The 20,521-nt window shown below is 71.4% G+C and carries 20 protein-coding genes; 9 read left to right on the plus strand and 11 right to left on the minus strand.

The annotated features are described in order from the left end of the window. Positions 1-38 precede the first annotated feature (38 nt). The 3 genes from ABEB00_RS17720 to ABEB00_RS17730 all read right to left on the minus strand — a co-directional run bounded on the left by ABEB00_RS17720 (position 39) and on the right by ABEB00_RS17730 (position 1,842). Complete coding sequence (locus ABEB00_RS17720) at positions 39-215, minus strand: hypothetical protein (RefSeq protein ID WP_345620719.1); 177 nt, start codon at positions 213-215, stop codon at positions 39-41. A 359-nt stretch (positions 216-574) separates the two neighbouring features. Then, a complete protein-coding gene (locus tag ABEB00_RS17725; protein WP_345620721.1) occupies positions 575-1,507 on the minus strand; it encodes an alpha/beta fold hydrolase in 933 nt (310 codons plus the stop codon). 47 nt (positions 1,508-1,554) lie between these two features. Continuing rightward, positions 1,555-1,842, minus strand: coding sequence for a hypothetical protein (locus ABEB00_RS17730; RefSeq protein WP_345620722.1), 288 nt, complete (start codon positions 1,840-1,842; stop codon positions 1,555-1,557). A gap of 88 nt (positions 1,843-1,930) precedes the next feature. Between ABEB00_RS17730 and ABEB00_RS17735 the strand changes: the two genes are divergently transcribed. Both ABEB00_RS17735 and ABEB00_RS17740 read left to right on the plus strand, forming a co-directional pair. Continuing rightward, complete coding sequence (locus ABEB00_RS17735) at positions 1,931-2,521, plus strand: TetR/AcrR family transcriptional regulator (RefSeq protein WP_345620723.1); 591 nt, start codon at positions 1,931-1,933, stop codon at positions 2,519-2,521. 558 nt (positions 2,522-3,079) lie between these two features. Next, positions 3,080-4,279 carry a cytochrome P450 family protein gene (locus tag ABEB00_RS17740; RefSeq protein WP_345620724.1) on the plus strand — a complete coding sequence of 400 codons (1,200 nt, stop codon included), beginning with the start codon at positions 3,080-3,082 and terminating at the stop codon, positions 4,277-4,279. A 136-nt stretch (positions 4,280-4,415) separates the two neighbouring features. On the opposite strand, the gene ABEB00_RS17745 is transcribed toward ABEB00_RS17740, so the two are convergent. Further along, positions 4,416-6,794: an MMPL family transporter gene (locus ABEB00_RS17745; protein ID WP_345620725.1), complete on the minus strand. Its 2,379-nt coding sequence runs from the start codon at positions 6,792-6,794 to the stop codon at positions 4,416-4,418. Between the two features lie 515 nt (positions 6,795-7,309). On the opposite strand from ABEB00_RS17745, the gene ABEB00_RS17750 reads away from it, so the two are divergent. The 5 genes from ABEB00_RS17750 to ABEB00_RS17770 all read left to right on the plus strand — a co-directional run bounded on the left by ABEB00_RS17750 (position 7,310) and on the right by ABEB00_RS17770 (position 13,338). Beyond that, positions 7,310-8,557: a WS/DGAT domain-containing protein gene (locus ABEB00_RS17750; protein ID WP_345620726.1), complete on the plus strand. Its 1,248-nt coding sequence runs from the start codon at positions 7,310-7,312 to the stop codon at positions 8,555-8,557. Next, positions 8,554-9,777 carry a beta-ketoacyl-[acyl-carrier-protein] synthase family protein gene (locus ABEB00_RS17755; RefSeq protein WP_345620727.1) on the plus strand — a complete coding sequence of 408 codons (1,224 nt, stop codon included), beginning with the start codon at positions 8,554-8,556 and terminating at the stop codon, positions 9,775-9,777. Before ABEB00_RS17750 ends, ABEB00_RS17755 begins: the two co-directional genes overlap by 4 nt. A 198-nt stretch (positions 9,778-9,975) precedes the next feature. Next, positions 9,976-11,469: an NAD(P)/FAD-dependent oxidoreductase gene (locus ABEB00_RS17760; RefSeq protein WP_345620728.1), complete on the plus strand. Its 1,494-nt coding sequence runs from the start codon at positions 9,976-9,978 to the stop codon at positions 11,467-11,469. 54 nt (positions 11,470-11,523) lie between these two features. Beyond that, positions 11,524-12,702 carry a type III PLP-dependent enzyme domain-containing protein gene (locus ABEB00_RS17765; protein ID WP_345620729.1) on the plus strand — a complete coding sequence of 393 codons (1,179 nt, stop codon included), beginning with the start codon at positions 11,524-11,526 and terminating at the stop codon, positions 12,700-12,702. A 153-nt stretch (positions 12,703-12,855) separates the two neighbouring features. Next, complete coding sequence (locus ABEB00_RS17770) at positions 12,856-13,338, plus strand: GNAT family N-acetyltransferase (protein WP_345620730.1); 483 nt, start codon at positions 12,856-12,858, stop codon at positions 13,336-13,338. Between the two features lie 107 nt (positions 13,339-13,445). Here the strand turns inward: ABEB00_RS17770 and ABEB00_RS17775 are convergent, their stop codons facing one another. Beyond that, positions 13,446-14,318, minus strand: coding sequence for an MFS transporter (locus ABEB00_RS17775; RefSeq protein WP_345620731.1), 873 nt, complete (start codon positions 14,316-14,318; stop codon positions 13,446-13,448). Continuing rightward, complete coding sequence (locus tag ABEB00_RS17780) at positions 14,231-14,638, minus strand: MFS transporter (RefSeq protein ID WP_345620732.1); 408 nt, start codon at positions 14,636-14,638, stop codon at positions 14,231-14,233. Before ABEB00_RS17780 ends, ABEB00_RS17775 begins: the two co-directional genes overlap by 88 nt. On the opposite strand from ABEB00_RS17780, the gene ABEB00_RS17785 reads away from it, so the two are divergent. Next, positions 14,571-14,912, plus strand: coding sequence for an ArsR/SmtB family transcription factor (locus ABEB00_RS17785; protein ID WP_425586515.1), 342 nt, complete (start codon positions 14,571-14,573; stop codon positions 14,910-14,912). The genes ABEB00_RS17780 and ABEB00_RS17785 overlap by 68 nt on opposite strands. A 94-nt stretch (positions 14,913-15,006) precedes the next feature. On the opposite strand, the gene ABEB00_RS17790 is transcribed toward ABEB00_RS17785, so the two are convergent. The 5 genes from ABEB00_RS17790 to ABEB00_RS17810 form a co-directional block, all read right to left on the minus strand. Beyond that, entirely contained in the window at positions 15,007-16,041 is a 1,035-nt protein-coding gene (locus ABEB00_RS17790; RefSeq protein WP_345620734.1) for a medium chain dehydrogenase/reductase family protein, read from the minus strand. Positions 16,042-16,823: 782 nt separating this feature from the next. After that, positions 16,824-17,444 (minus strand): hypothetical protein, encoded by a 621-nt coding sequence (locus ABEB00_RS17795; protein WP_345620735.1) that lies wholly within the window; start codon positions 17,442-17,444, stop codon positions 16,824-16,826. After that, the gene (locus ABEB00_RS17800) at positions 17,404-17,604 is read right to left on the minus strand and encodes a hypothetical protein (RefSeq protein ID WP_345620736.1); all 201 of its coding nucleotides are present in this window, start codon (positions 17,602-17,604) and stop codon (positions 17,404-17,406) included. Before ABEB00_RS17800 ends, ABEB00_RS17795 begins: the two co-directional genes overlap by 41 nt. 126 nt (positions 17,605-17,730) lie before the next feature. Beyond that, complete coding sequence (locus ABEB00_RS17805) at positions 17,731-18,147, minus strand: SRPBCC family protein (RefSeq protein ID WP_345620737.1); 417 nt, start codon at positions 18,145-18,147, stop codon at positions 17,731-17,733. 58 nt (positions 18,148-18,205) lie between these two features. Next, positions 18,206-19,216 carry an aldo/keto reductase gene (locus tag ABEB00_RS17810; RefSeq protein WP_345620738.1) on the minus strand — a complete coding sequence of 337 codons (1,011 nt, stop codon included), beginning with the start codon at positions 19,214-19,216 and terminating at the stop codon, positions 18,206-18,208. Between the two features lie 177 nt (positions 19,217-19,393). On the opposite strand from ABEB00_RS17810, the gene ABEB00_RS17815 reads away from it, so the two are divergent. Continuing rightward, positions 19,394-20,290, plus strand: a complete 897-nt coding sequence (locus tag ABEB00_RS17815; RefSeq protein WP_345620739.1) for a LysR substrate-binding domain-containing protein — start codon at positions 19,394-19,396, stop codon at positions 20,288-20,290. The last annotated feature ends 231 nt before the right edge of the window (positions 20,291-20,521 follow it).

Here is a 20,521-nt window from a genome sequence, read left to right on the forward strand (position 1 = left end):
GGCGGGGCGATCCTCACGGGGCGGACCCGGCCGCCGCGTCATCGGCGTTCCTCGAAGTCCCGCCGCACCGCGGCGCCCGGGTCCTCCACCAGCCCGGCTTCGTCGGGGAGTTCCAGCGTGGCGCCGCAGTGCTCGCACAGCCCACCCGTTCCGGCCGGTGTACCGCAGGCCATGCAGAACCGCTGGTCGCCGTGGTCTTCGGTCTTGTCCGTCATGTGCGCTCCCGGGTCGATGGACGGTGACCGCGAGCGGGTACCCGAAAGGCCGCCGCGGCGAACACGTGGTGCGGGAGGAACCTGCTGCGACCGGGACCCGGCGTGACAGCATCCGCTGACATGTCACCGTCATACGCGCGTTCGCCCCTGGCCGGCGCATCTAGAGCATCTGGCACATCTGTCATGCCCCGCAGCGGCCGGTCGCGTGGTGGAAGGCGGCGAAGATGCTGGGGTGTCATAAAGCCAGGTGGGGGTTCGCGCCGGTGAGACGGCGGGTTACGACGTAACTCGTCGTCCAGGGGCAGTAGACACCCGTAAAGACTCACGAACCGCCCACCAGAACTCGCTTCCGTCCGGTCTCAATCGTCCGCGGTGATGAAGTCGGTCAGCGCGACAGCGACGGCACCGGGGTGTTCATCGGGGATGAAGTGTCCTGCTTCCGGCACGACGATCCCGGTGGCGTGGTCGGCCCAGGGCCTGAGGGAGGCCGCCATGTCGGGGATGGAGCCGTGGCTGCTGGAGATCCCAAGAACCGGGAGCCTCAGGCGCTGTTGTTCCAGCGCATCGTGGTTCTTCCGCGCCGACCGGGCGGCGTCCCGGTAGTAGGCCAGGGACGCACGGAGACCGCCGTCGGCGGCCACGGACGCGGCGTAGTGCTCGATCTCGGCGTCGTCGAAGGTGTCGGAGGAACGCGTCTTGACCTTCAGGAACCAGCCGACGTATTCCCGTTCGCGGCCGGTGAGCAGTGTCTCGGGCAGGTCGGGCACGAGGTGGAAGGCGAAGTGCCAGGTCTTCCACGCCTGCTCGGGGTCGGTCGGAACGGCGTCAGGGAGGGTGACGCCCGGGATGCCGGCGTCGAGCAGTGCCAGGCCACGCAACTGGCTCTGGTACTTCAAGGCGAGGGAGAAGGCGACCCACGCGCCGATGTCATGGGCGACCAGCCAGTACGTCGAGACTCCGAGCGCCTCGACCGCCGCGTGGACGTGCGCGGCGACCGTGTGCGTGTCGTAGCTGATGTCCGGGCGTTCGGAGTGGCCCTGTCCCGGCAGGTCGATCGCGATGACGTGGAATCGGTCGGCCAGGTCCGGCATCACCTTGCGCCACGCCCACCAGGTCTGCGGGAACCCGGCGAGCAGCACGACTGCCGGACTGTCCGGCTGACCGCCCTGGACCGCGTGAAGCCGGACGCCGTCCGCGTCGACCCACCGGTGGGTGAAACCGGTCAGGTCGGGCAGCGGCAGGTCACGGACCGGGTTGCCGGAGACGCGTGGGGCGCTCGCGGGGTCATTCATGATTCTCCTCCACTGGTGTGCGGTGCGTCGACGGTCTGCTGAAGGTGTCAGATGTGCTGGTTGGGCCGGTGCGGCGGCGGCCGGGGGGGCGGCTCAGGCCGCCCCCCGCCGATGCCGGCCGGGCCGCTCAGCACGGCTGCCGCCCTGCGCCCGCGGACAGAAGCCGCGATCGCCGACGTTGCCGGCGCGGTGCTGAGCCCGGGATCGTCACTGTTCCGCCCGGCTGTTCCGCCCGCCTTGACAACGGCGCGGACGAACGCGATGACGCCGGCCGCGAGCACGCGGCGTGCGTGTCGCTGTGCCGTGGCGTCCGCGAGGTATCCGGCCATGGCCATGCCTTCACCCTAACCCATCTTGAACTGATTGGTTCAAGATGAGATGCTGGTCTCCACCGAGCAGGCAGAGCAGGAGGGAGGCGCCGGCATGGCAGGCAGGAAGCAGTTCGACATCGCCGCGGCGCTCGATGCCGCGATGATCCAGTTCTGGCGGTCCGGCTACGCGGACACGTCGGTGGACGACCTGTCCCGGGCGACCGGACTCAACCGCAGCTCCATCTACTCCTCCCTCGGCGACAAGGACACGCTCTTCACGCGCTGCCTTGAGCGCTACACCACGCGCTACGGAGACAAGTACGACGCCGCGTTGTCCTGCGCCGCCGACCGGCCCCTGGCAGCCGCGCGGGCGTTCTTCGACATCACCCTGGAACGCATCGCGGACCCCGGTCTGCCCGATGGATGCCTGGTGGCCCAAACCGTCATGGCGACCCCGGTGCTGAGCGCGAGCGTCGCGGCGCGTGCACGGGAGGCGATCGGCTTCCAGCACACCCGGCTACGCGCCGCGCTGCGGGCCGGCCGGCTGCACGAGGAGGCGGCCGAGTCCTTCGCGACCCACCTTGCGGCCGTGAACCAGTCCCTCGCCGTCATGAGCAGAGCCGGAACGAGCACGGAGCAACTGCGCGCCATCGTCGACGTGACCCTCGACGCGCTTGCGCGGACTCTCGGCGCACGCGACTGAGCGTTGTCCGGCACTCCGGCACAGCGGACTTCGCCGTCCGGCTGAGCGGAACCCCTCATGCGACGGGGTGCGCGTCACGGCGAACACTGCCCTGTGCACCAACCACCGCTCCTACGGAGACGAGGGCCGGCTGGGAGCCGGGGCGGGGCCGGCATTCCGTGCCTCCGCGCACGATGACCGACCCATTGGCCGTCGAGGTCTTGTGCCCCGGTGTCAGCGGGATCGGCCGCACCGGACGTGTCGTGCGAAGCGGCCCCTTCGTCGGGATCTGCTCTCTCCGCGGTCCGGGTGTCGCCCGGGGTTCGGGCGGAACCGACGGTTCCCAGCGCCCGGGGCGACCGGCCCTACTCGGAGCTGTCGCTTCAGGAGCGGGCGGACGCGGTGGGCCGACGCGCGCGTTGGTGTCGGAAGCTCTGTGACGGCCCGCCCCGGAAGGACGGCTCGCTGTCCCCCGGGGCACGATGGCGTCCGACCGGGACCGCCCGGAAGGCCGGCGTGCCTACGCTGCGTCCGCCCGTGCGGGAGCCGGGCGTGAACCGAGCGATCCGAGGAGCCCCGATGACGACGGCCGACATCGTCGATCTGGCCGCGCTGGGCGAGGACTTCGTCCGTGACCCCTTTCCCTTTTACGCCGAGCTGCGCGAGCGCGGGCCGGTGCACCGCGTGCGCATACCCGAGGGCGTCGAGGCGTGGCTCGTCGTGGGGTACGCGGCGGCGCGCGCCGCACTCGCCGATCCCCGCCTGGCCAAGTCCTGGACGCGGGCCTCGCCGGCGCTCTCCCTCGTCCGGCCGGCCGCGGGCCCGAACATGCTCAACTCCGACCCGCCGGACCACCGCCGCCTGCGCGGGCCGGTCACCCGCGAGTTCACGGCCCGGCGGGTGCGGGAGATGGCCCCGCGCGTCGAGGAGATCACCGGGGCGCTGCTGGACAAGATGGCCGGGCGGCCCGACGGAGGCGGTGACCTCGTCGACTTGCTGTCCGCCCCGCTCTCCCTGTCGGTCATGTGTGAACTGCTCGGCGTGCCCTCCCTGGACCGCGACGCGTTCCGCCGCTGGAGCACGGACGTGTTCTCGCACCCCGATCCGGCCGCGCGCCGGACGGCGAGCCAGGAGATGGGCTCCTACCTCGTGCGCCTGCTGGACCACAAGCGCGCCGCACCCGACGACAGCCTCATGAGTGCCCTGATCCGTACGTGCGACGAGGACGGGGACCGGCTGAGCCATGAGGAACTCGTCGGCACGGCCTGGCTGTTGCTGGTCGCGGGATACGAGACGACCGCCAACCTGATCTCCGGCGGGATGCTGGCCCTGCTGAGCCACCCGGAGCAGTACGCCGCGCTCCGCGCCGACATGACGCTGCTCGACGGGGCGGTGGAGGAGATGCTCCGCTACGACGGGCCGGTGGAGGCGTCGACCTTCCGCTTCACCACCGAACCGGTCGGCATCGGCGGCACGATCGTCCCGGGCGGAGGGGAACTCGTTCTGGTGATCGTCGCGGACGCCGACCGCGACCCGGCGCGCTTCCCCGACCCCGGCACCTTCGACATCCGCCGCTCCGGACAGGGCCACCTCGCCTTCGGGCACGGCATCCACCACTGCCTCGGCGCACCGCTCGCCCGCCTGGAGGCACGGATCGCCGTGCGCGCCCTGCTGGAACGGTTCCCCCGGCTACGTCTCGACACCACCACCGGCGCGCCGTCCTGGCGTGCGGGCATGCTCGTCCGCGGACCGCGGAGCCTGCCGGTGCGGTGGCAGTGACGCCGGCCGGCGGGATCTGAGCCCGGCGTGGATCCGCGGCGTCGCCGTCGCCCGCGGGCAGGCGACTGCCGACCGACCTCTGCACCGTCGAACAGGGTCCGGCGCAGTGCCCGGCCGGGGCGGGGGCGAACCCCGGTCACGGCCGGTGACGTCCACGCCGGGGGATACTCCTGCGGCCGGATGCCGGCTGGTGGTCCGTACCCCGCTCGGCAGGTGCCGGGATCCGGTCCGCGTCCGCGCCGCCGCCATCCGTCTCCACCGCAGGGCCGCGCCGGTGGCAGATGCTGGTGCTGATGCAGGTGCCGGTGCCGGTGCCGGTGCCGTGAAGTTCCCAGCGGGTGAGCAGGCGGTGCAGGCGGGCCGGAGCCCACCAGTTCGCTCTGCCGGTCAGGCACATGGCGGCGGGGACGAGAACGGCACGTACGAGGGTGGCGTCGAGGACGACGGCGAAGGCCAGGGCGAATCCGTGGAGCTTCAGCAGGGTGACGGAGGACATGGTCAGGGCGCCGACGGAGACGGCCAGGGCCAGGGCGGCGGTCGTCACCAACCGCCCGGTCCGCTCGACTCCCCTGGCGACGGCCTCGCGGTTGTCGGCACCGTGGAGGTGTTCTTCCTTGATCTGGGAAAGGAGGAACATCTCGTAATCCATCGACAGGGCGAAGGCGACGCACAGGGCGAGCAGGAGCATGCACGCGTCGACCACCCTGGTTCTGCCGTCCATACCCACCAAAGGGGCCAGGAAGCCGTCCTGGAAGACCAGCACCGCCATCCCCGCCGAGGCTCCCAGGCTGAGCGTCCCGACCACGATCGCTTTGACCGGTACCAGGACGCTGCGGGTGAACAGCAGCAACACCACTGCCATGCAGACCATCGCCCACCCTGCCGCAGGGCCGGCCGAGGTGCGCAGGGTGTGGGCGGTGTCGGCGAAACGAGCGGCCGCGCCTCCCACCCAAACGGTGCCGCCCGGGGCGGGCAGGCCCCGGATCCTCTCCACCAGTTCACCCGCCGCCGGGGACGAGGCGTCCACGCCCGCCTGCACCGCCAGCCATGTCCCCGCCCCCGGGCGGTCGAACCGGGCGGGCGCGGAGGCGGGAGCGATACGGCGTCCGTGCTGGTAGCGGCCTGTCGCGCTGTCGACCGTCCGGACCGACGGAAGCCGGGACAGACGGGCCCCGTACGTGCCCGCCCCCGCCCGTGACGCGGACGCGGCCTCAGGCAGGGCCACGACCACTGCGGTCCGGGGCGTCAGGTGCGGGAAGGCGGCCGTCAGGGAGGTGGCGGCGGCCCGGGAGGGTGCCTGGGCGGGCAGGATCTGTTCGTCGATCGGACCGGCCTGAAGCCGGGCCAGCGGCACGCTCATGACGGTCAGCGCGATGAGAGCGGCCGCCAGTCCCGCCACCGGGCGCCGGCACACCAGTCTCGCCCAGCGGCGCCAGCCCGCGTGCGCCTCCCAGCCACCGTCGCCCGCCGGGGCGCGGGGAGCGGCCAGCCGGTCACCGGCCAGGAGGAGGGCCGCTCGGGTGAGCAGGAGGCAGACGATTCCGGAGGACACCGCGACGGTGATGCCGGCCCAGGCCATCGAGTTCAGGAAGGGCAGCGGGAACGCGAACAGGCTGCTCATCACCAGCGCGACGGTCACCACCGAGAAGGCCACCGTACGTCCGGCCGTGCGCATCGTGGCCGCCACCGCCGCCCTCTGCTCCAGTCCCGCGGCTCGCTCGCGCCGGAAGCGGGCCAGGAGGAACAGGCAGTAGTCGACGGCCAGCCCGAACGCGAGTGCCGACGTCAGGTTCGGGGCGAACGTCGACACGTCGACCCACGCTGTCAGAGGCCGCAGCAGGGCCAGAGCGATCAGCGACGACACTGCGGCCACCAGCACCGGCAGCAAGGCCGCCAGCACCGAACGGAAGGCGAACACCAGCATCAGGAACACCACCGGAGCGGTCAGCAGTTCCGCCCGTACCAGGTCGTCCCTCGCCCGGTCGACCGCCTCGCCTCCCACCCGCGCGGGACCGGTGACCTCTACCCACAGCCCGTCCTGCTCACCGGTCAGCCCGGGTACGAGCCGACGAGCCGTCCGCACCCGCTGGTCTTCACCACCCGCCAGCACCGCCGTGACCAGCGCCTCTCTGCCGCCGGTGGAACGCAGCGCGGGGTCGCGCCCCTCCCAGTAGGAGGTGACCGAGACCACTCCCTTGGCACGGGCCAGGCGGCCCGTCAGGTCCCTCCCGGCCCGTACGGAGGCCGGAGCGTCCACCGGGATGTGGCCGCGTACCAGCAGGGTGAGGTGGGGCGTACCCGCCTCGAAGCGGCTCACGGCGTAGGCGTCCGCGCGTGCGGCCTCCGTGCCCGACGCGTCGAAGCCCCCGCTGACCAGCCGCTCCCACCCGCCCGAAGCCGCGCCCGCGCACACCGCCGCCACCACGACGGCCAGCACGATCAATGCCCACGCGCCGGTCCGCCCACGCCGCTCCGCGCCCGATGCCCGGCCGGCTGGTCCGCTGTCGCCGGGCACGACGTCGGCATCGGCGTCGGGACACGGACAGCGGACGGAGGAACACCCGGCACAAGTCACCTACTGACAACGAGTGCGGGCCTGTCCGGATACGACGGAAAAGGATCGGCACGCGGGTGGGACATGCGTATTCACGGTCCTCAATACCGTCGAGTCGCCTTGACGGCCATCTCCAGGCGATAAACCTGACGGACCTACATTTTTCCACTCGCACATGAATTCCCGTGGTCCTCCTTTTTTGTTTTATTTCGCCCAGTTCCGTATGGGGGCGGGGCAGGAGGCAGGAAACATGCGTGGCGGGCCCGGAGGCGAAAGTAATTTCGACGGCGCACAACCCGGTGAACCGGTGCCGGGGCAGCATCTTCACCACTACCCTTTTCAGCAATAGCGGCCCCACTGAGGCGTCTTCAATCGGCGCAATGCCGCATGAACTCCTTGTGCATAAAGTGTTCGGTGGTGACCCGTATTCGGGGTATTCGGTTCAGTTTCTCAAGTTGCGGCTCGGAAGGAACGTGATGAACGAGATGGATGTGCCCGAGATCGAGGGCGCTCGGTGGTTCGGGTACGAGGCGGCTCATCCCGGAGTCTCCATGGCCATCGGCGCGGTGGCACTGGCCGGCGGCACCCCGCCGTCCCGCGCCGAGATGTCGCTGCTGCTGGCGTCGGCTTGTGAGGCGTATCCACAGTTGCGCGACCAGGCCCGCCTGCCCACTTCTCCCGACGGTCGCTCCCCCGTCGAACCGGGCGACCACCTGGTGGAGCTGCCGTTGCCCCCGGGCAGCGGCAGCCGAGGCCTGCACCAGGCGATCGAGGGGGTGTGCGCCGAGCCGCTGCCCGGACTGTCGTGGGCGGTGTGGCTCCTGCACGGCCACGACGAGGACGAGTTCGCGCTCATCGTGCGCGCCCACCAGGGTCTGCTGGACGGAGTCTCCCTGGCGAACATCATGCTCCGGACCCTCTCGGGCCGTGTCCCCGTACGAGGCCGCGCGCGGCCGAAGCCGCGTCGCCGGTGGTCGCCGGGGCTCGTGAGCGCCCTCGCCCGGGAAGCCGCCGGACTCCTGATCCCCGCCGCGGTGCCGTTCGTTGCGCACGACACGCCGACACACGGGCGTCACCACCGGCTGTGGGCGCAGACATCGACGTCACGGCTGCGGTCGATCGCCACCGCGTACGGTGCCAGCGTCAACGACGTCTACCTGGGAGCACTGGCCGGTTCCCTGCGTCCCTGGCTGCCGGCCGGTCGGCCTCGCCGACGCCAGGTGCAGGTCATGGTCCCGCTGAACACCAGGGACCGCGGCACCGCGGCCGCCATGGGCGACCACGTCCGGGGACTCCTCGTGCCCCTGCCCTGCCATCTGCCGACCGCGGCGGAACGACTGGCCGGTACCGAACGGGAGACCCGGCGCATCACGAGAAGCCGGCGCGACCCGAATGCCGGGGCTCTGTTCGACATGCTGCCGAAGCGCTGGACCGCCGCGGCCACGGGCCTGTCCCTGCGCCCGCAGCGTACTTCGCTCCTCGCCACCTACGTCCAAGGACCCGGCCGTCCGCTGGAGATCGCCGGGCGCAGCATCCGCGGGCTGCTGCCGTTGATGTCCCTTCCGGCCGGCCACCGGCTCGCGGTGGGCCTGACGGAGTACGCGGGATTCGCGTACCTCGGCGTCGTGGCGGACCGCAGCCTCCCGCGCGCGGAGGAACTGCCGGAGCGGTGGCTGGCCGAACTGGACGCCTTCGAAGCCGGCATGCCGGAGACGGCGGGATGAGCGGCAGCCGTGGCGTAGTGGTCACCGGACTGGGGATGGTGACCCCGGCCGGCGTGGGTGTGGCCCCGACCTGGCAGCGCGTGCGCTCGGGTGTGTCCACCGCCGGCCTCGATCCAGAACTCAAGGGCCTGCCCGTCGACTTCTCCTGTCGCGTGCCCCACTTCGACGCCACCGCCCACCTGGGACACGCACTGACGAGGACTTCGGACCGTCATGTCCAGTTCGCCCTGCTGGCGTGTGAAGAGGCCATCGGTGACGCCCGGCTGGTGCCTGCGGACTGGGAGCCCTGCCGGGTGTCCGTGGTGATCGGTTCCGGGATGAGCGGGGTCGGGAACTTCATCACGCAGCACCTGCGCTTCCTCGACAAGGGTCCCCGCCATGTCAGCCCCCATCTGACGTCCGCAAGCGGTCCCAGCAGTGCGGTCGGCCTGATCACGCTGAGGTACGGCATCACCGGCCCCGCGTTCAGCGTCTCGACGGCGTGTGCCACAGGGGCCACCGCCATCGCCGTGGCGGCCGGCCTCCTGCGGGCCGGGGTCTGCGACGTCGCCCTGGCAGGCGCGGCCGATGCGCCCGTGGTACCGCTGCTCGCCAGCGGTTTCGCGCAGATGCGCGCGCTGTCCCGTCGGTGCGACGAGCCGGGACGCGCGTCCCGGCCGTTCGACCGGGAACGCGACGGTTTCGTGCTGGGCGAGGGTGCGGCCGTTCTCGTGCTGGAGACCGAGGCACACGCGCGGGCCCGCCAGGCACCCGCCCGGGCCCGGCTCATCGGCACCGCGATGACCAGCGACGCCTACGACCCCGTCCGCCCCGACCCTGAGGGCCGGGCCGCCGAAACGGCCATCCGACGTGCCCTCGACGAGGCAGGGGCACATGCCGGCGAAGTCGATCATGTCAACAGTCACGGCACCTCGACGGTGGCCAACGACGCCGTCGAGGCACGTCTGATCAGGCGCGTCCTCCACTCACCGTCGGTGACCGCCACCAAAGGCGCGCTGGGCCACTCCCTGGGTGCCGCGGCGGCGATCGAAGCGGCATGCACCGTACTGACGGTGCAGTCAGGCATCATTCCGCCCACGGCCAACCTGACGGAACAGAACGCCGGCGAAGAAGTCGACCTGGTGACAGGAACCGCACGGCGCGGCCAGGTGAGCCTCGCTCTCAGCCACTCCTTCGGGTTCGGGGGCCACAATGCCGTCCTGGCCTTCGGGCGGGTGTGAGGGCGGGCCGGCCCGCGTGGTGACGAGGCGGGCACCGTCGACCGCACCCGAGCGCCGATCGAACACAAGTAGGTGGTGTCACCCCGAAGGATGAAGTCCAGGCTGAGAGGCCGCCTGGAGGCACCACGGAGATTCTGCCGAAAAGGCCGAGGGTAGCTTCAAGCGACGTTCACACGGCGCGAGACCGGAGGGGGCACAGTGCCTGGTACGGATGTCGTGGTCGTGGGCAACGGCGCGGTGGGGCTGTCCATCGCGGTGGAGATCGCGCGCCGGGCACCGGAGTTGCACGTCTCGGTGGTGGGCCCGGTGGAACGCACACGCGCGGCGAGCGTGGCCGCGGGGGCCATGCTGAACTGCTTCGGTGAGGTCACCGCGCACACCCGTCGGCATCGCGCGTCCGAAGCCCGGTTCGCCATCGCGCGGGTGGCCCTGGACCTGTGGCCCCAGTGGCTCGCGGAACTGGAGGCGGACGCCGGCGGTGCCGAAGCGGCCGCCGTCCGCGCCTCGTGGAGCGAGGGCACGTTCGTCGTCATGGGCAGCAGCTCGGGACGGATCGCCGGCGAGAACTTCGCCGCCATGCGCGAGGCAGCCGTGGAACTCGGTGAGCCACACGAACTGGTGGACCCTGAGCAGGTCGACGGCCTCGCACCCCGCCTGGGCCAGAGGCCGTTCCAGGTCCTGCATCTGCGGCGGGAGGGTGCCGTGGACGGGCGGGCGGTCGTCACCGCCCTGGAGCGGGCGGCGCGTCGGCGGAACGTGGAACTGGTACCGGCGACCGTGCGCTCCGTGCTGCGGGCCTCTGACGGTGCCGTGTCCGGGGTGGAGCTGCGGGACGGACGTACGGTGTCGGCGGGAGCGGTGGTGCTGGCCGCGGGCGTGGCCAGTGGCGCTCTGGCGGACCAGGTACTGCCGGCGGGCGCGGTCCCGCCCATGCTGCACGGCACCGGCCTGGCCGTGACGGTGAAGCGGGTCAACACCGGTCCGCGAGGCCCCCATGTGATCCGTACGCCCAACCGGGCCGGTACCTGCGGCCTGCACGTGGTGCCGCTGGCCGGGGAGGACGAGCAGTACATCGGCGCGACCAACGTCATCGGCTTCGACCCGGCGCCCGGTGTGTACCTGGGTCTGGCGCAGACCATGCTGCGGCAGGCGTCCGAACAGGTCGACGAGACCCTCGCCGTCTCCTACGTGCAGAGGTGGCTGGTCGGCACACGGCCGATCCCCCTGGACTGCTACCCGCTGATCGGACCCTGTTCGATCCCCGGCCTGCTCTTCGCCACCGGCACCTACCGCGACGGCTTCCACAGCAGCCCGGCCATCGCCCGGCACCTCGCCTCGACGCTTCTCCAGAACTCCCCGGAGGACAATGACAGTCCGTTCACGCAGTTCGTCCCCGAACGCATGCCCATCGAGACGACGTCCGTCTCCGAAGCCGTCGAAGGCGCCGCGCGCCACGCCGCGGACACCATGCACGACCAGGGGACGCAGATGCCGTGGTGGCTCGACCACACGCCCCTCGAGGAGTGGGCCCGCGGACGCATCCGCGCCTTCTTCGAAAGCCTGGAGGAGCCGGTCGCGTTGCTACCCGAGGTCATCGACCCCCAGTTCCTCGACCCGGCGGCGATCGACACCCGCTCGACCGACCGGCTGCGCCGCTACCTGCGCGCCGCGCGCCTGCACCACGGCGCGTGACGTTCCGGCCGGCTCCCGGTCACCGACCGCGGCGCGAAGACGGAAGAGGCAACCATGAAGACACCCAGCCCGTGGCTGAAGCAGGCCGCCCTCGACCAGCGGCGCCCCACTCCGTACACGGCATTCGACACCGGCGAGGCCGTGGCGGCCTACGACCGGCTGGTGGCCGCCTTCCGGGAACGGACGCGTGTGCAGTACGCCGTCAAGGCCCGTCCGGACCGGACGCTCCTGACCGCCCTGACCGAACGTGGCAGTTCCCTGGACGTCGCTTCGCCGGCCGAGGTCGAGCAGGCCCTGGACGCCGGCTGCCCACCGCAGGACATCGCCTGCTCCAACGTGTTCGCCGACGCCCGCGAACTCGCCTTCGCCCGGGAGCAGGGGGTCACGGTCTTCACCGCCGACAGCGTCGCCATGACGGAACGCCTTGCCGCTGTGTGCCCGGGCGCCTCCGTGTTCGTCCGCTTCGCGCATGGCCACACCGCCGGGGCCGCCCAGCCGCTCGCCGGCCGCTTCGGCTGCCCGGAGAGCGAGGCGGCCCGGCTCGCCCTGCACGCGGTGGGCGGCGGGCTCCACCTGGCCGGCCTGAGCTGGCATGTGGGCAGCCAGCAGTACGACCCGACCCAGTGGGAGCGGGCGACAGCCCGCGCCGCCCGTATCACCCGCCGGCTACGCCCGCACGGCATCACGGTGGAGCACCTCAACCTCGGCGGCGGCCTCCCCGGCACGTATCGAACGGACGCGCCACCGGTGGAGACGTACGCCGAGGCCATCCTCGCGGCGGTCGACCGCCACTTCCCCCGCCCGCACCAGCCGCGCCTCGTCCTCGAACCGGGCAGGGCCGTGGTGGCCGACGCGGGTGTCACCGTCACCTCGGTGAAGGCTGTCGTCGACCGCGCCTGCGGAACCTACGTCGTCCTCGACGCCGGGCTGTGGAACGCCGGGCTCCTGGACAATCTGGGCGGTATCGAATACCGCGTCACCTTCCCAGGCCATTGCGAGGACGCCGTCACCCGGCCCGTCACCCTGTGCGGCCCGACCTGTGACCCGCTCGACACCTTCACCGCCGGCCGCGCCTACCGGGCGCCCGTCGCCCTGGTCCCCGGTGACCGGGCGGTGATCTGGTCGACGGGCGCCTACTGCTCGACCAGTACCCTGGTGGGCTTCAACGGATACCCGCCCGTACCGCAGCACGTCCGCGCGGCGGTGAGCGAGGATGCCCGCCCCTGCTTCTGACCCAGCGGTCGTGATCGCCGGCCGCGGACCACCTCGAAGGGCGCGGCCGGCGGACTCCTCGTCCGCCGGAGCGCGAGCCTCGTGCCGGCGAGGTGAGCAGTGTGCGGGCGCCGGCTCTTGATCTGGGGCCTGCACCTCCGTGAGGCTGCGGTCATGACAACAAGCACTTGGCTCGCGGAGGAATGGGAGAACCCGCTCCGGGTTCCTCTGACAACAGGGCACCACCTACGCCCGATCCGGGCCACCGACGTCGATCTGGACATGCGGGCGGTCATGGGATCGCGGGAACGGCTCTGGTCGCTGTACGGCGAGACCTGGAAGTGGCCCCCCGCGACCATGACCGCCGAGCAGGACCGCGAGGACCTGGCCCGGCACGAGGCGGAGATGGAACGCAACGAGTCGTTCAACTACGCGCTCTTCGACAACGGCGAGACCGAACTGCTCGGCTGCGTCTACATCGATCCGCCGGTCCACGACGGGACGGACGCCGAGATCTCCTGGTGGGTCGTCGACCGGCTCGTGGGCGGACCGGTCGAGGCGGCCCTGGACGAACTCGTACCACGCTGGATCGCCGCGGACTGGCCGCTCGTCAACCCGTACTACACCCACCGTGCGGACCTCGGCGGGCGGGCGTGAACGGCGCGAACGACGCGGGAGCCGAGCACGGGAGCTGACCGGCGGGTCGGAAGTCTGTGCGCAGGCGCCGCCCGGTGCCGGGCGCTCGTCGTCCCTCGCACCGACGGTCAGCCCACTGCCTGCGGTCCGGTCGCGGTCGCCGCGTCCGGGCGGGGGGTGCGGCCGGCGCGCAGAAGACCCCCGATGACCAGGAAGAGGACGAGGCAGACACCGGTCAGGATCCACAGGATCGTGTGGAACGCCGAGTCATAGGAATGGACGAGGAAGTCGGTGAAGCCGGCCCGCGCGGGGGCGTCCACGGCGTGGGCCGGACCGGTCAGGTCGCCACCGGCCACCTCGTTCGCCACCGTCGTCGGGTCCCCGGCCCCGGGGAAGTCGCCGATCCCCTCGCGTATCCGTGATGCCAGCACCGTGGCCAGCAGCGAACCGTAGAGGGCGACGGCGATCGCTTCGCTGCCCAGGCGGAGGGTGTTGAGGAAGCCGGCCGCCATTCCGGCCTTCTCCGGGGCGACGATCGCCAGTGCCTGGCCGTCCACCAGACCGGCGGACAGTCCCATTCCGGCTCCGGTGACGAGCATCGGCACCGCGACCACCAAGATGATCACGTCCTCCCCGAAGAGGGTGAGCGTGGCGTCTCCCACGACGAGGCAGCCCAGGCTGACGTAGATCAGCGTGAGCGCCGAGACGCCGCGGGCGACCAGTCCGGCGGCGAGCATGGGGCAGAGGAGGACCGGCAGGGTGAGCAGGACCATGATCAGTCCGGCGGTGCCGCCGGCGTAGCCGCTCACCGCGGTCAGATAGCTCGGCAGGTAGGTCAGCAGCGTCACGAGGCCGAAGGAGGCGGCGACCGGGACGAGGCACAGCGCGAGGTAGCGGCGGTCGGCCGGCACGCTCAGGTCGAGCATGGGGTGGTCGTGGCGCTTCTCGACGGCGGTGAAGACGGCGAGGACCGCCACGGTCCCGGCGAACAGGGACAGCACGCCGCCACTGGTCCAGCCCCACTGCGAACCCTGCACAATGGCCGTGGTGAGCAGCAGCATCGCGAGGATGAAGAGGGTGCTGCCGAGAACATCGATGCGGGCGCCCTCGCGGCGCGGCTCGGCCGTCCGGCGGACGATCGACGGCAGGGCGAGCAGTACCGGCGCCAGGGCGACGGTGTGGAACAGAACACCCAGCGCCAGCCCAGGCCCTGCACCAGCACACCCGAGAGCGACGGTCCGATACCGACGCCGATGCCGGCGACGGTGCCGAAGAGGGCGAACGCCTTCCCTCGTGCCGGACCGTACCTGCGCACGGTCATGCATGCCCTCTCCGACCCCCTGCGGTACGAGGTGATCTCGGCCCTCGTCCGGGAGCCGGAGGGCACCGAGCGGCACTGCAGCTCATTCGGCCTGCCGGTCACCAAGTCCACCCGCAGTCATCATTTCCGCATCCTGCGGGAGGCCGGTCTGATTCGGCAGGTCGACCGCGGCAACAGCCGGATGGCGCAGCTTCGCAGAGCCGATCTCGGCGACCGCTTTCCCGGACTTGTCGACCTCATCGAAAGCAACCCGGCACCCCTCCGCGAGCACTGAACCCCCGGCAGGGCAGCGTGCTCCACGGGTGGCTGACGCGGGCCGCGCGGGTATCGGCGCCGTCGTCCGGCGGAGGGCCGCGGAGGTAGCGGCGTCAGGCTCGGGGAACGAGGACGACCTTGCCGAACACGGTTCTGGATTCCGCGAGTTCGAGGGCCGAGGCGGCCTCGGCCAGGGGGATGCGGGCGGCGATCCGGGGGGTGAGGACGCCGTCGGCGACCAGACGCAGTACCCGGGTGAGGTCTTCGTCGAGCCGTCGGCGGAAACCGCTCCTGCGGCACCGTCCGGCCCAGAAATTGTAGAAGTGCGCGCTTTTGCCGTTGGGCAGGGCGTTCCACGCCGAAAGGCGGACGAAGAGCTTGAGGAAGGGCAGCGGGGAGTTGCCCGCTTCGTCCTTCGTGGCGGCGGTGCCGTAGGAGACGAGGGTTCCGCCGCGGCGCAGCAGGAGCCAGGACCGGGTGATGGCGTCGCCGCCCACGTGGTCGAAGACGGCGTCGACGCCGTCCGGGGCGAGGCCGCGGATGCGCTGGTACATCTCCGGGTCGCGGTAGTCGACGGGTATGGCGCCCAACTTGCGCAGAGCGTCGTGGTGACGGGCGGAGGCGGTGCCGATGACGGTGCTGCCGGCGTAGCGGGCCAGTTGGACGAGCAGGGAGCCGACGCCTCCGTTGGCGCCGAGGACCACGATGGTCGATCCGGGACGGACTCGGGCGGTGCGGTAGATCATCTGCCAGGCGGTGACTCCGTTGACGGCGACGGCCTCCGCGGCCGCGGGGTCCAGGCCCGCGGGAACGGGGACCAGGTCGGCGGCGTCCAAGAGCAGGTGACTGCTCCAGGAACCGGTCTTGGTGACCGCGGCGTAGCGGCGTCCGGCCATGGCGGGGTCCACGCCGTCTCCCGTGGCGGTGACGGTGCCGACGAGGTCGCAACCGGGGACGAAGGGGAAGGGCGGCTGGCGGTAGTACGTGCCGCGGCGCATCTGCTGTTCGGCGAAGCCCACACCGGTGGCGTCCATGCGCAGGACGACTTCGCCGGGCCCGGGGGCGGGGAGCTCACGAGTGCGCACCAGCAGGCCGTTCGGCTCGACCACGCCGGGCAGAACGACCTCGGTGGCAGTGGTGGTGGTCATAGTGCTCTCCTCGAGGCTCAACCCATTCACACTTACGGCTGTAAAGATACAGACGTAAGCGTACGGCTGGCAAGCCTCGGCCGCAGCAACCGCACGCCGCGAGGAGGATGCTCGGTGACGACTCCCTGTGGTGCGCGGGTGTTGCTGGATGACGCCCGGGTGTACTGAGCGGGAGCTTTCGCAGCCGGAGCGGTACTTCCTTCACGGCCGAACTCCGGGGCCAGGCGCAGGCGCCATGGGGTATCTCAGGACGATCGGTGACAGCCAACGGGAGGATCAACGGACAGAGGGCGTGGATGGATCACAGCAATCGAGCCGAAATCCGCGCCGAGGCGGCACCGTTGGTCAGGTAGCCGGTGGCAGTGCGTGGCTGTCGCGATCTGCCGGACGGGGTCGATCCCCTGCGGGAACCGGAACCAGCGACGATCACCCAGGTCGGTCACCCGCATCTGGCCGCGGCGGGCCGGTGGGCCGGCGGGCGGAAGAAGTAGGGCCACATGTGGCTGGAAGGGGCCTGCGCGAGTGCGATCACGGTCGGCGGCCCGTCCTGCCGCACCGTCAGCGGCATCCTCATCGCCGGCGGGACGAACGTGCCCGCAGAGCGGGCTGTCCCCCATACGGTCCCCCATACCGATAGCTCCACCCCGGCAGGTTCACGCTGGTCGACGTGATCCCTCCGCGAGGCCAGGGCCTTGGGAATCACCCGAACTCGGCGTTGGCGCCAGCGGCCCGGACCTGTGGCAGGGCAGTGCGGCGGCGCACGAGATCGACATCGGTGATCTTCACGGTGAGGGTGTCGCCGACCTCGACGGCGTCGCCGGTCGGTTCATTCGACTCGCCAGGACGGGGAACCGAGCCGACGCCCAGCGACCGGGACTGGGTGTTCCTGTGGAAACTGCGGCGCGGTCACAGATGTCGACATGGTCCGCGAACGGGTACCGCTCGGTGTCTTCGTGCGCATCGGAGACCGGGACGACGGCTTCGAAGGGCTCGTGCGGAACATCGACATCGGTGAGCAGGTCCGTCCAGACCGCCAGTTGTGCGCGAGGGGCCGGACGGGAGCGCACCACCTCTGTGTCGTCGCGGGTGAGGCGGCGCCACCGGGAAGCGCTCGTGGCGTAGGTCTCCTCCAGGAACGTGGCGCGGTGGGCGCTGGCCGTCCGGCGCAGGCGGGCCCGGAAGTCGGCGTCGGCCGGGCACTGGACGTGCAGAGGGTCGTCGGGAGCGAAGTCGTACGGCGACGCGTCCAGGCGTTCCGGGAACAGCCCGGGTGAGCGGGTGCGGGCCAGTGCGGCATCGCGGGGGCGGATGCTGCCGATGCAGAGGTACTGGTCCCATCCGACGTGAACGGCGAATGCTCCCTCAGCCTCCAGGCGGCACCAGGCGCCGTTGTCGCGGAGCATTGCCCGGACGAGTGTCCCCGGCGGAGGTGGCGACGGCCCGCGGGCAGGCGGCTTCGACCGGCCCGTGGTCGCTGATCGCGGGCTCGGCGCCGACGTAGTGGCCGTGCTGGTCGCGGTCGGCGGGGTCGCACTTGGTGACCCGGTGGACGAAGGGCAGCATGTCACTGTCCGCCGGAGATCGCAGGCGTTGCCGCCGAGGGCTGGTGGCGGAACCCGTCGGAACAGCCACCGCCCGCCACCACCCGCCACTCCCCCACCGAACGCTCCCGGGTGCCCGTGTCGTCCTTCAGCCGGCGAGCGACTGGGTGAGGGCGGCGAGACCGTCGGCGTAGATGCCGTGGAAGAGGGCGGTGGCCTCGTCGTCGTCGATGCCGTCCGGGGTGAAGGTGCCCGACCACTCGACGCGCGACCGGTCGGGGGCCGTGCCCTCGTGCACGGCGATGGTGGACAGGTAGTCCGTGACCGGGAAGGGAGCCTGGAGGATGGAGTAGCTGTAGCTGCGGGCGGCGTTGTCGAAGGTTTCGAGGCGCTCGACGATGACGCCGCCGTCCTCGTTGGTGAGGGTGCGGACGCGGCCGCCCTCGCTCGATTCGCTGGTGGGGATGTAGGGGAGCCAGTCGGGGAGGGAGTCGAAGCCGCCGATGAGCTGCCAGACGCGGTCGGCGGGGACGGGGAGTTCGATGCTCGCGGTGGTGGTCGCCATGAGGGGATGTCCTGGTGGTGTAGGTAACGGGTGGTGCAGGTGAGCGGTGGATCCGGGGTCAGGCGGTGGGGACGGGGGCGTCGGCGAAGATCAGCTTCTCCTCACGCAGCGCCGTCCAGAAGGCCGCGGGGATCTTCTCGTCGAGGGCGGCGAGGTCCTCGGCGATGCGGCTCGGCCGGGTGGCGCCGGGGATCGCCGCCGCCGTGGCCGGATGGGCCAGGGCGAACTGGAGGGCGGCGGCCTTGATGCCGATGCCGTGCTGCTGGGCGAGGGCCTTGATGCGCTCCACCTTGGCGACGATGTCCGCGGGGGCCTTCTGGTACTCGAAGTGCGCGCCGCCCGCGAGGATGCCGGAGCTGTACGGTCCGCCGACGACGAGGTCGACGTGGTGCTCGGCCGCCGCCGGGAGCAGCCGCTGCAGGGCGCGGTCGTGGTCCAGGAGGGTGTACCGGCCGGCGAGGAGGAACGCGTCGGGTCGCGGCTCGTCGAGGTCGAGGGTGAGTTCCAGCGGCTCGACCTTGTTGACGCCGAGGCCCCATGCCTTGATGACGCCTTCCTCGCGCAGCCGGGTCAGGACCCGGAAGGCACCGGTGCGGGCGCTCTCGTAGGCCGCGAGCCACTCGTCGCCGTAGAAGTCCTGGGCGACGTCGTGCACCCAGACTATGTCCAGGCGGTCGGTGCGCAGCCGCTTCAGGCTGTCCTCTATGGAGCGCAGGGTGGCGTCCGCGCTGTAGTCGTTGATCATCTTGTTGGGGCGGCCGTGCTCGAAGAGGCCGCCCTTCTCGCCGAGGTCGCGGGCGGCGGGGTCCTCGGTCTCGTCCAGGACGACCCGGCCGACCTTGCTGCTGAGGACGTAGGCGTCGCGCGGGTGCTGGGCGAGTACGTCGCCGAGCCGGATCTCGGAGAGGCCGGCGCCGTAGAAGGGGGCGGTGTCGAAGTAGCGGATGCCCTGGTCCCAGGCGGCGGTCACGGTGGCGGCGGCCTCGTCGTCAGGGATCGCCCGGAACATGTTGCCGAGCGGTGCGGTGCCGAAGCCGAGCCGGCCGGGGAGGAGGTGGGAGATGCTCATGTGCGCGTCCTTGTAGCTGTGCGGGAGGAGCCGACCGTCAGCGCCGCTCCGAGGCGGGAACCTCGGATCGCGTACGCCTCGTCGGCCTTACGCATTCGAGGTTAGGATCGAGTGTTGAGACTGTCCAAGACTTGTTTGGGCTTACTTCAGTCTCCGAAGGTCTTATGAGGACGTGACATGCTTGATCTCCGCCAGCTTCGCTATTTTGTCGCCGTCGCCGAGACGGAACACGTGGGGCGCGCCGCCGAACAGCTCCACATCTCCCAGTCGCCGCTCAGCCGGCAGATCGCCCAACTGGAGAAGGAGCTGGGGCTGGTCCTGTTCGAGCGCGACCGGCAGCGGATCCGTCTGACGTCCGACGGCCGTGTCTTCCTCGCCGAGACCCGGGCCCTGCTGACCCATGCGGGCCGGCTGGAGAACCTGGGACGCCGGCTCGGGCGGGGCGAGGAGGGCGGGCTCTGCGTCGGCTACGTACCGGACGCCATGCACACGGGGCTCCTGCCCGCCGCGCTGCGCACCCTGCGGCTGGAGCGGCCGGGTATCCATGTGGCGCTGTACGGGCAGCAGAGCGCCGAGCAGTTCGAGGGGCTGCGGCAGCGGAGCCTGGACATCGCGCTGGTCCAGGAGCCGCCGGCCGAAAACGACCCTGATCTGTGCTCGGCGCTGCTGCTGGAGGATCCGCTCCTCCTCGTGCTGCCCGTCGACCATCCCCTGGCAGACCGGGCCGACCTCGTGCCGGAGGACCTCGACGGGCAGCCGTGGATCGCGGTGGAGAGCAGCCGCGATCCGGCGTGGCGCGACGCGTTCGTCGCCTCGTGCGTGGCGGCGGGCTTCACCCCGGACATCACGCTGGACGCCGCCGAACCGCTCACCGCGCTGGGGCTGGTCGCCTCCGGGTTCGGGCTGGCGCTGGTGGAGCGGAGCATGGTGCGGGGCGCGGCGCCCGGCATCGCGGTGCGCGAACTGCCCTGGCACAGCGGCTCCGCACGGCTGTGGGCCGCCTGGCACCGCGTCGAACTGCGGCCGGTGGTGGGGTCCTTCCGCGCCACGGTACTCAGTGCCGCACCCATGTAGGAGGAGCCCCGAGTCCAAACCGGATACGGGGCCCCTCGGGCCGTCGCAGCCGGGCTGGTGGACACTCCTGGGACGTGGCTTGCGCGACGCGGCCGGGGCCGTGCCCGCCTCCCGGTCGGCAGATCCGGTGGCTGCCGGACTGCGCCCGTTCGAACCCGTTCGGGTCCAGGAGGGTGACGGAGAAGTTCATCGCACAGAGATCGCCGCCTGTGGGCGGGTCGATGGGCCGGC

This window comes from Streptomyces ziwulingensis (assembly GCF_039542605.1).
Lineage (GTDB): Bacteria > Actinomycetota > Actinomycetes > Streptomycetales > Streptomycetaceae > Streptomyces > Streptomyces ziwulingensis.

What these genes read in the sequence shown, in the direction of transcription:
- ABEB00_RS17765 (WP_345620729.1), top strand. Translation starts at nt 11,524, where the DNA reads ATGAAGACACCCAGCCCGTGGCTGAAGCAGGCCGCCCTCGACCAGCGG.
- ABEB00_RS17780 (WP_345620732.1), bottom strand. Translation starts at nt 14,638, where the DNA reads ATGACCGTGCGCAGGTACGGTCCGGCACGAGGGAAGGCGTTCGCCCTC.
- ABEB00_RS17795 (WP_345620735.1), bottom strand. Translation starts at nt 17,444, where the DNA reads ATGCTCCGCGACAACGGCGCCTGGTGCCGCCTGGAGGCTGAGGGAGCA.
- ABEB00_RS17800 (WP_345620736.1), bottom strand. Translation starts at nt 17,604, where the DNA reads ATGCTGCCCTTCGTCCACCGGGTCACCAAGTGCGACCCCGCCGACCGC.
- ABEB00_RS17740 (WP_345620724.1), top strand. Translation starts at nt 3,080, where the DNA reads ATGACGACGGCCGACATCGTCGATCTGGCCGCGCTGGGCGAGGACTTC.
- ABEB00_RS17720 (WP_345620719.1), bottom strand. Translation starts at nt 215, where the DNA reads ATGACGGACAAGACCGAAGACCACGGCGACCAGCGGTTCTGCATGGCC.
- ABEB00_RS17810 (WP_345620738.1), bottom strand. Translation starts at nt 19,216, where the DNA reads ATGAGCATCTCCCACCTCCTCCCCGGCCGGCTCGGCTTCGGCACCGCA.
- ABEB00_RS17725 (WP_345620721.1), bottom strand. Translation starts at nt 1,507, where the DNA reads ATGAATGACCCCGCGAGCGCCCCACGCGTCTCCGGCAACCCGGTCCGT.
- ABEB00_RS17785 (WP_425586515.1), top strand. Translation starts at nt 14,571, where the DNA reads ATGCCGGCGACGGTGCCGAAGAGGGCGAACGCCTTCCCTCGTGCCGGA.
- ABEB00_RS17805 (WP_345620737.1), bottom strand. Translation starts at nt 18,147, where the DNA reads ATGGCGACCACCACCGCGAGCATCGAACTCCCCGTCCCCGCCGACCGC.
- ABEB00_RS17735 (WP_345620723.1), top strand. Translation starts at nt 1,931, where the DNA reads ATGGCAGGCAGGAAGCAGTTCGACATCGCCGCGGCGCTCGATGCCGCG.
- ABEB00_RS17730 (WP_345620722.1), bottom strand. Translation starts at nt 1,842, where the DNA reads ATGGCCATGGCCGGATACCTCGCGGACGCCACGGCACAGCGACACGCA.
- ABEB00_RS17750 (WP_345620726.1), top strand. Translation starts at nt 7,310, where the DNA reads ATGAACGAGATGGATGTGCCCGAGATCGAGGGCGCTCGGTGGTTCGGG.
- ABEB00_RS17770 (WP_345620730.1), top strand. Translation starts at nt 12,856, where the DNA reads ATGACAACAAGCACTTGGCTCGCGGAGGAATGGGAGAACCCGCTCCGG.
- ABEB00_RS17755 (WP_345620727.1), top strand. Translation starts at nt 8,554, where the DNA reads ATGAGCGGCAGCCGTGGCGTAGTGGTCACCGGACTGGGGATGGTGACC.
- ABEB00_RS17815 (WP_345620739.1), top strand. Translation starts at nt 19,394, where the DNA reads ATGCTTGATCTCCGCCAGCTTCGCTATTTTGTCGCCGTCGCCGAGACG.
- ABEB00_RS17790 (WP_345620734.1), bottom strand. Translation starts at nt 16,041, where the DNA reads ATGACCACCACCACTGCCACCGAGGTCGTTCTGCCCGGCGTGGTCGAG.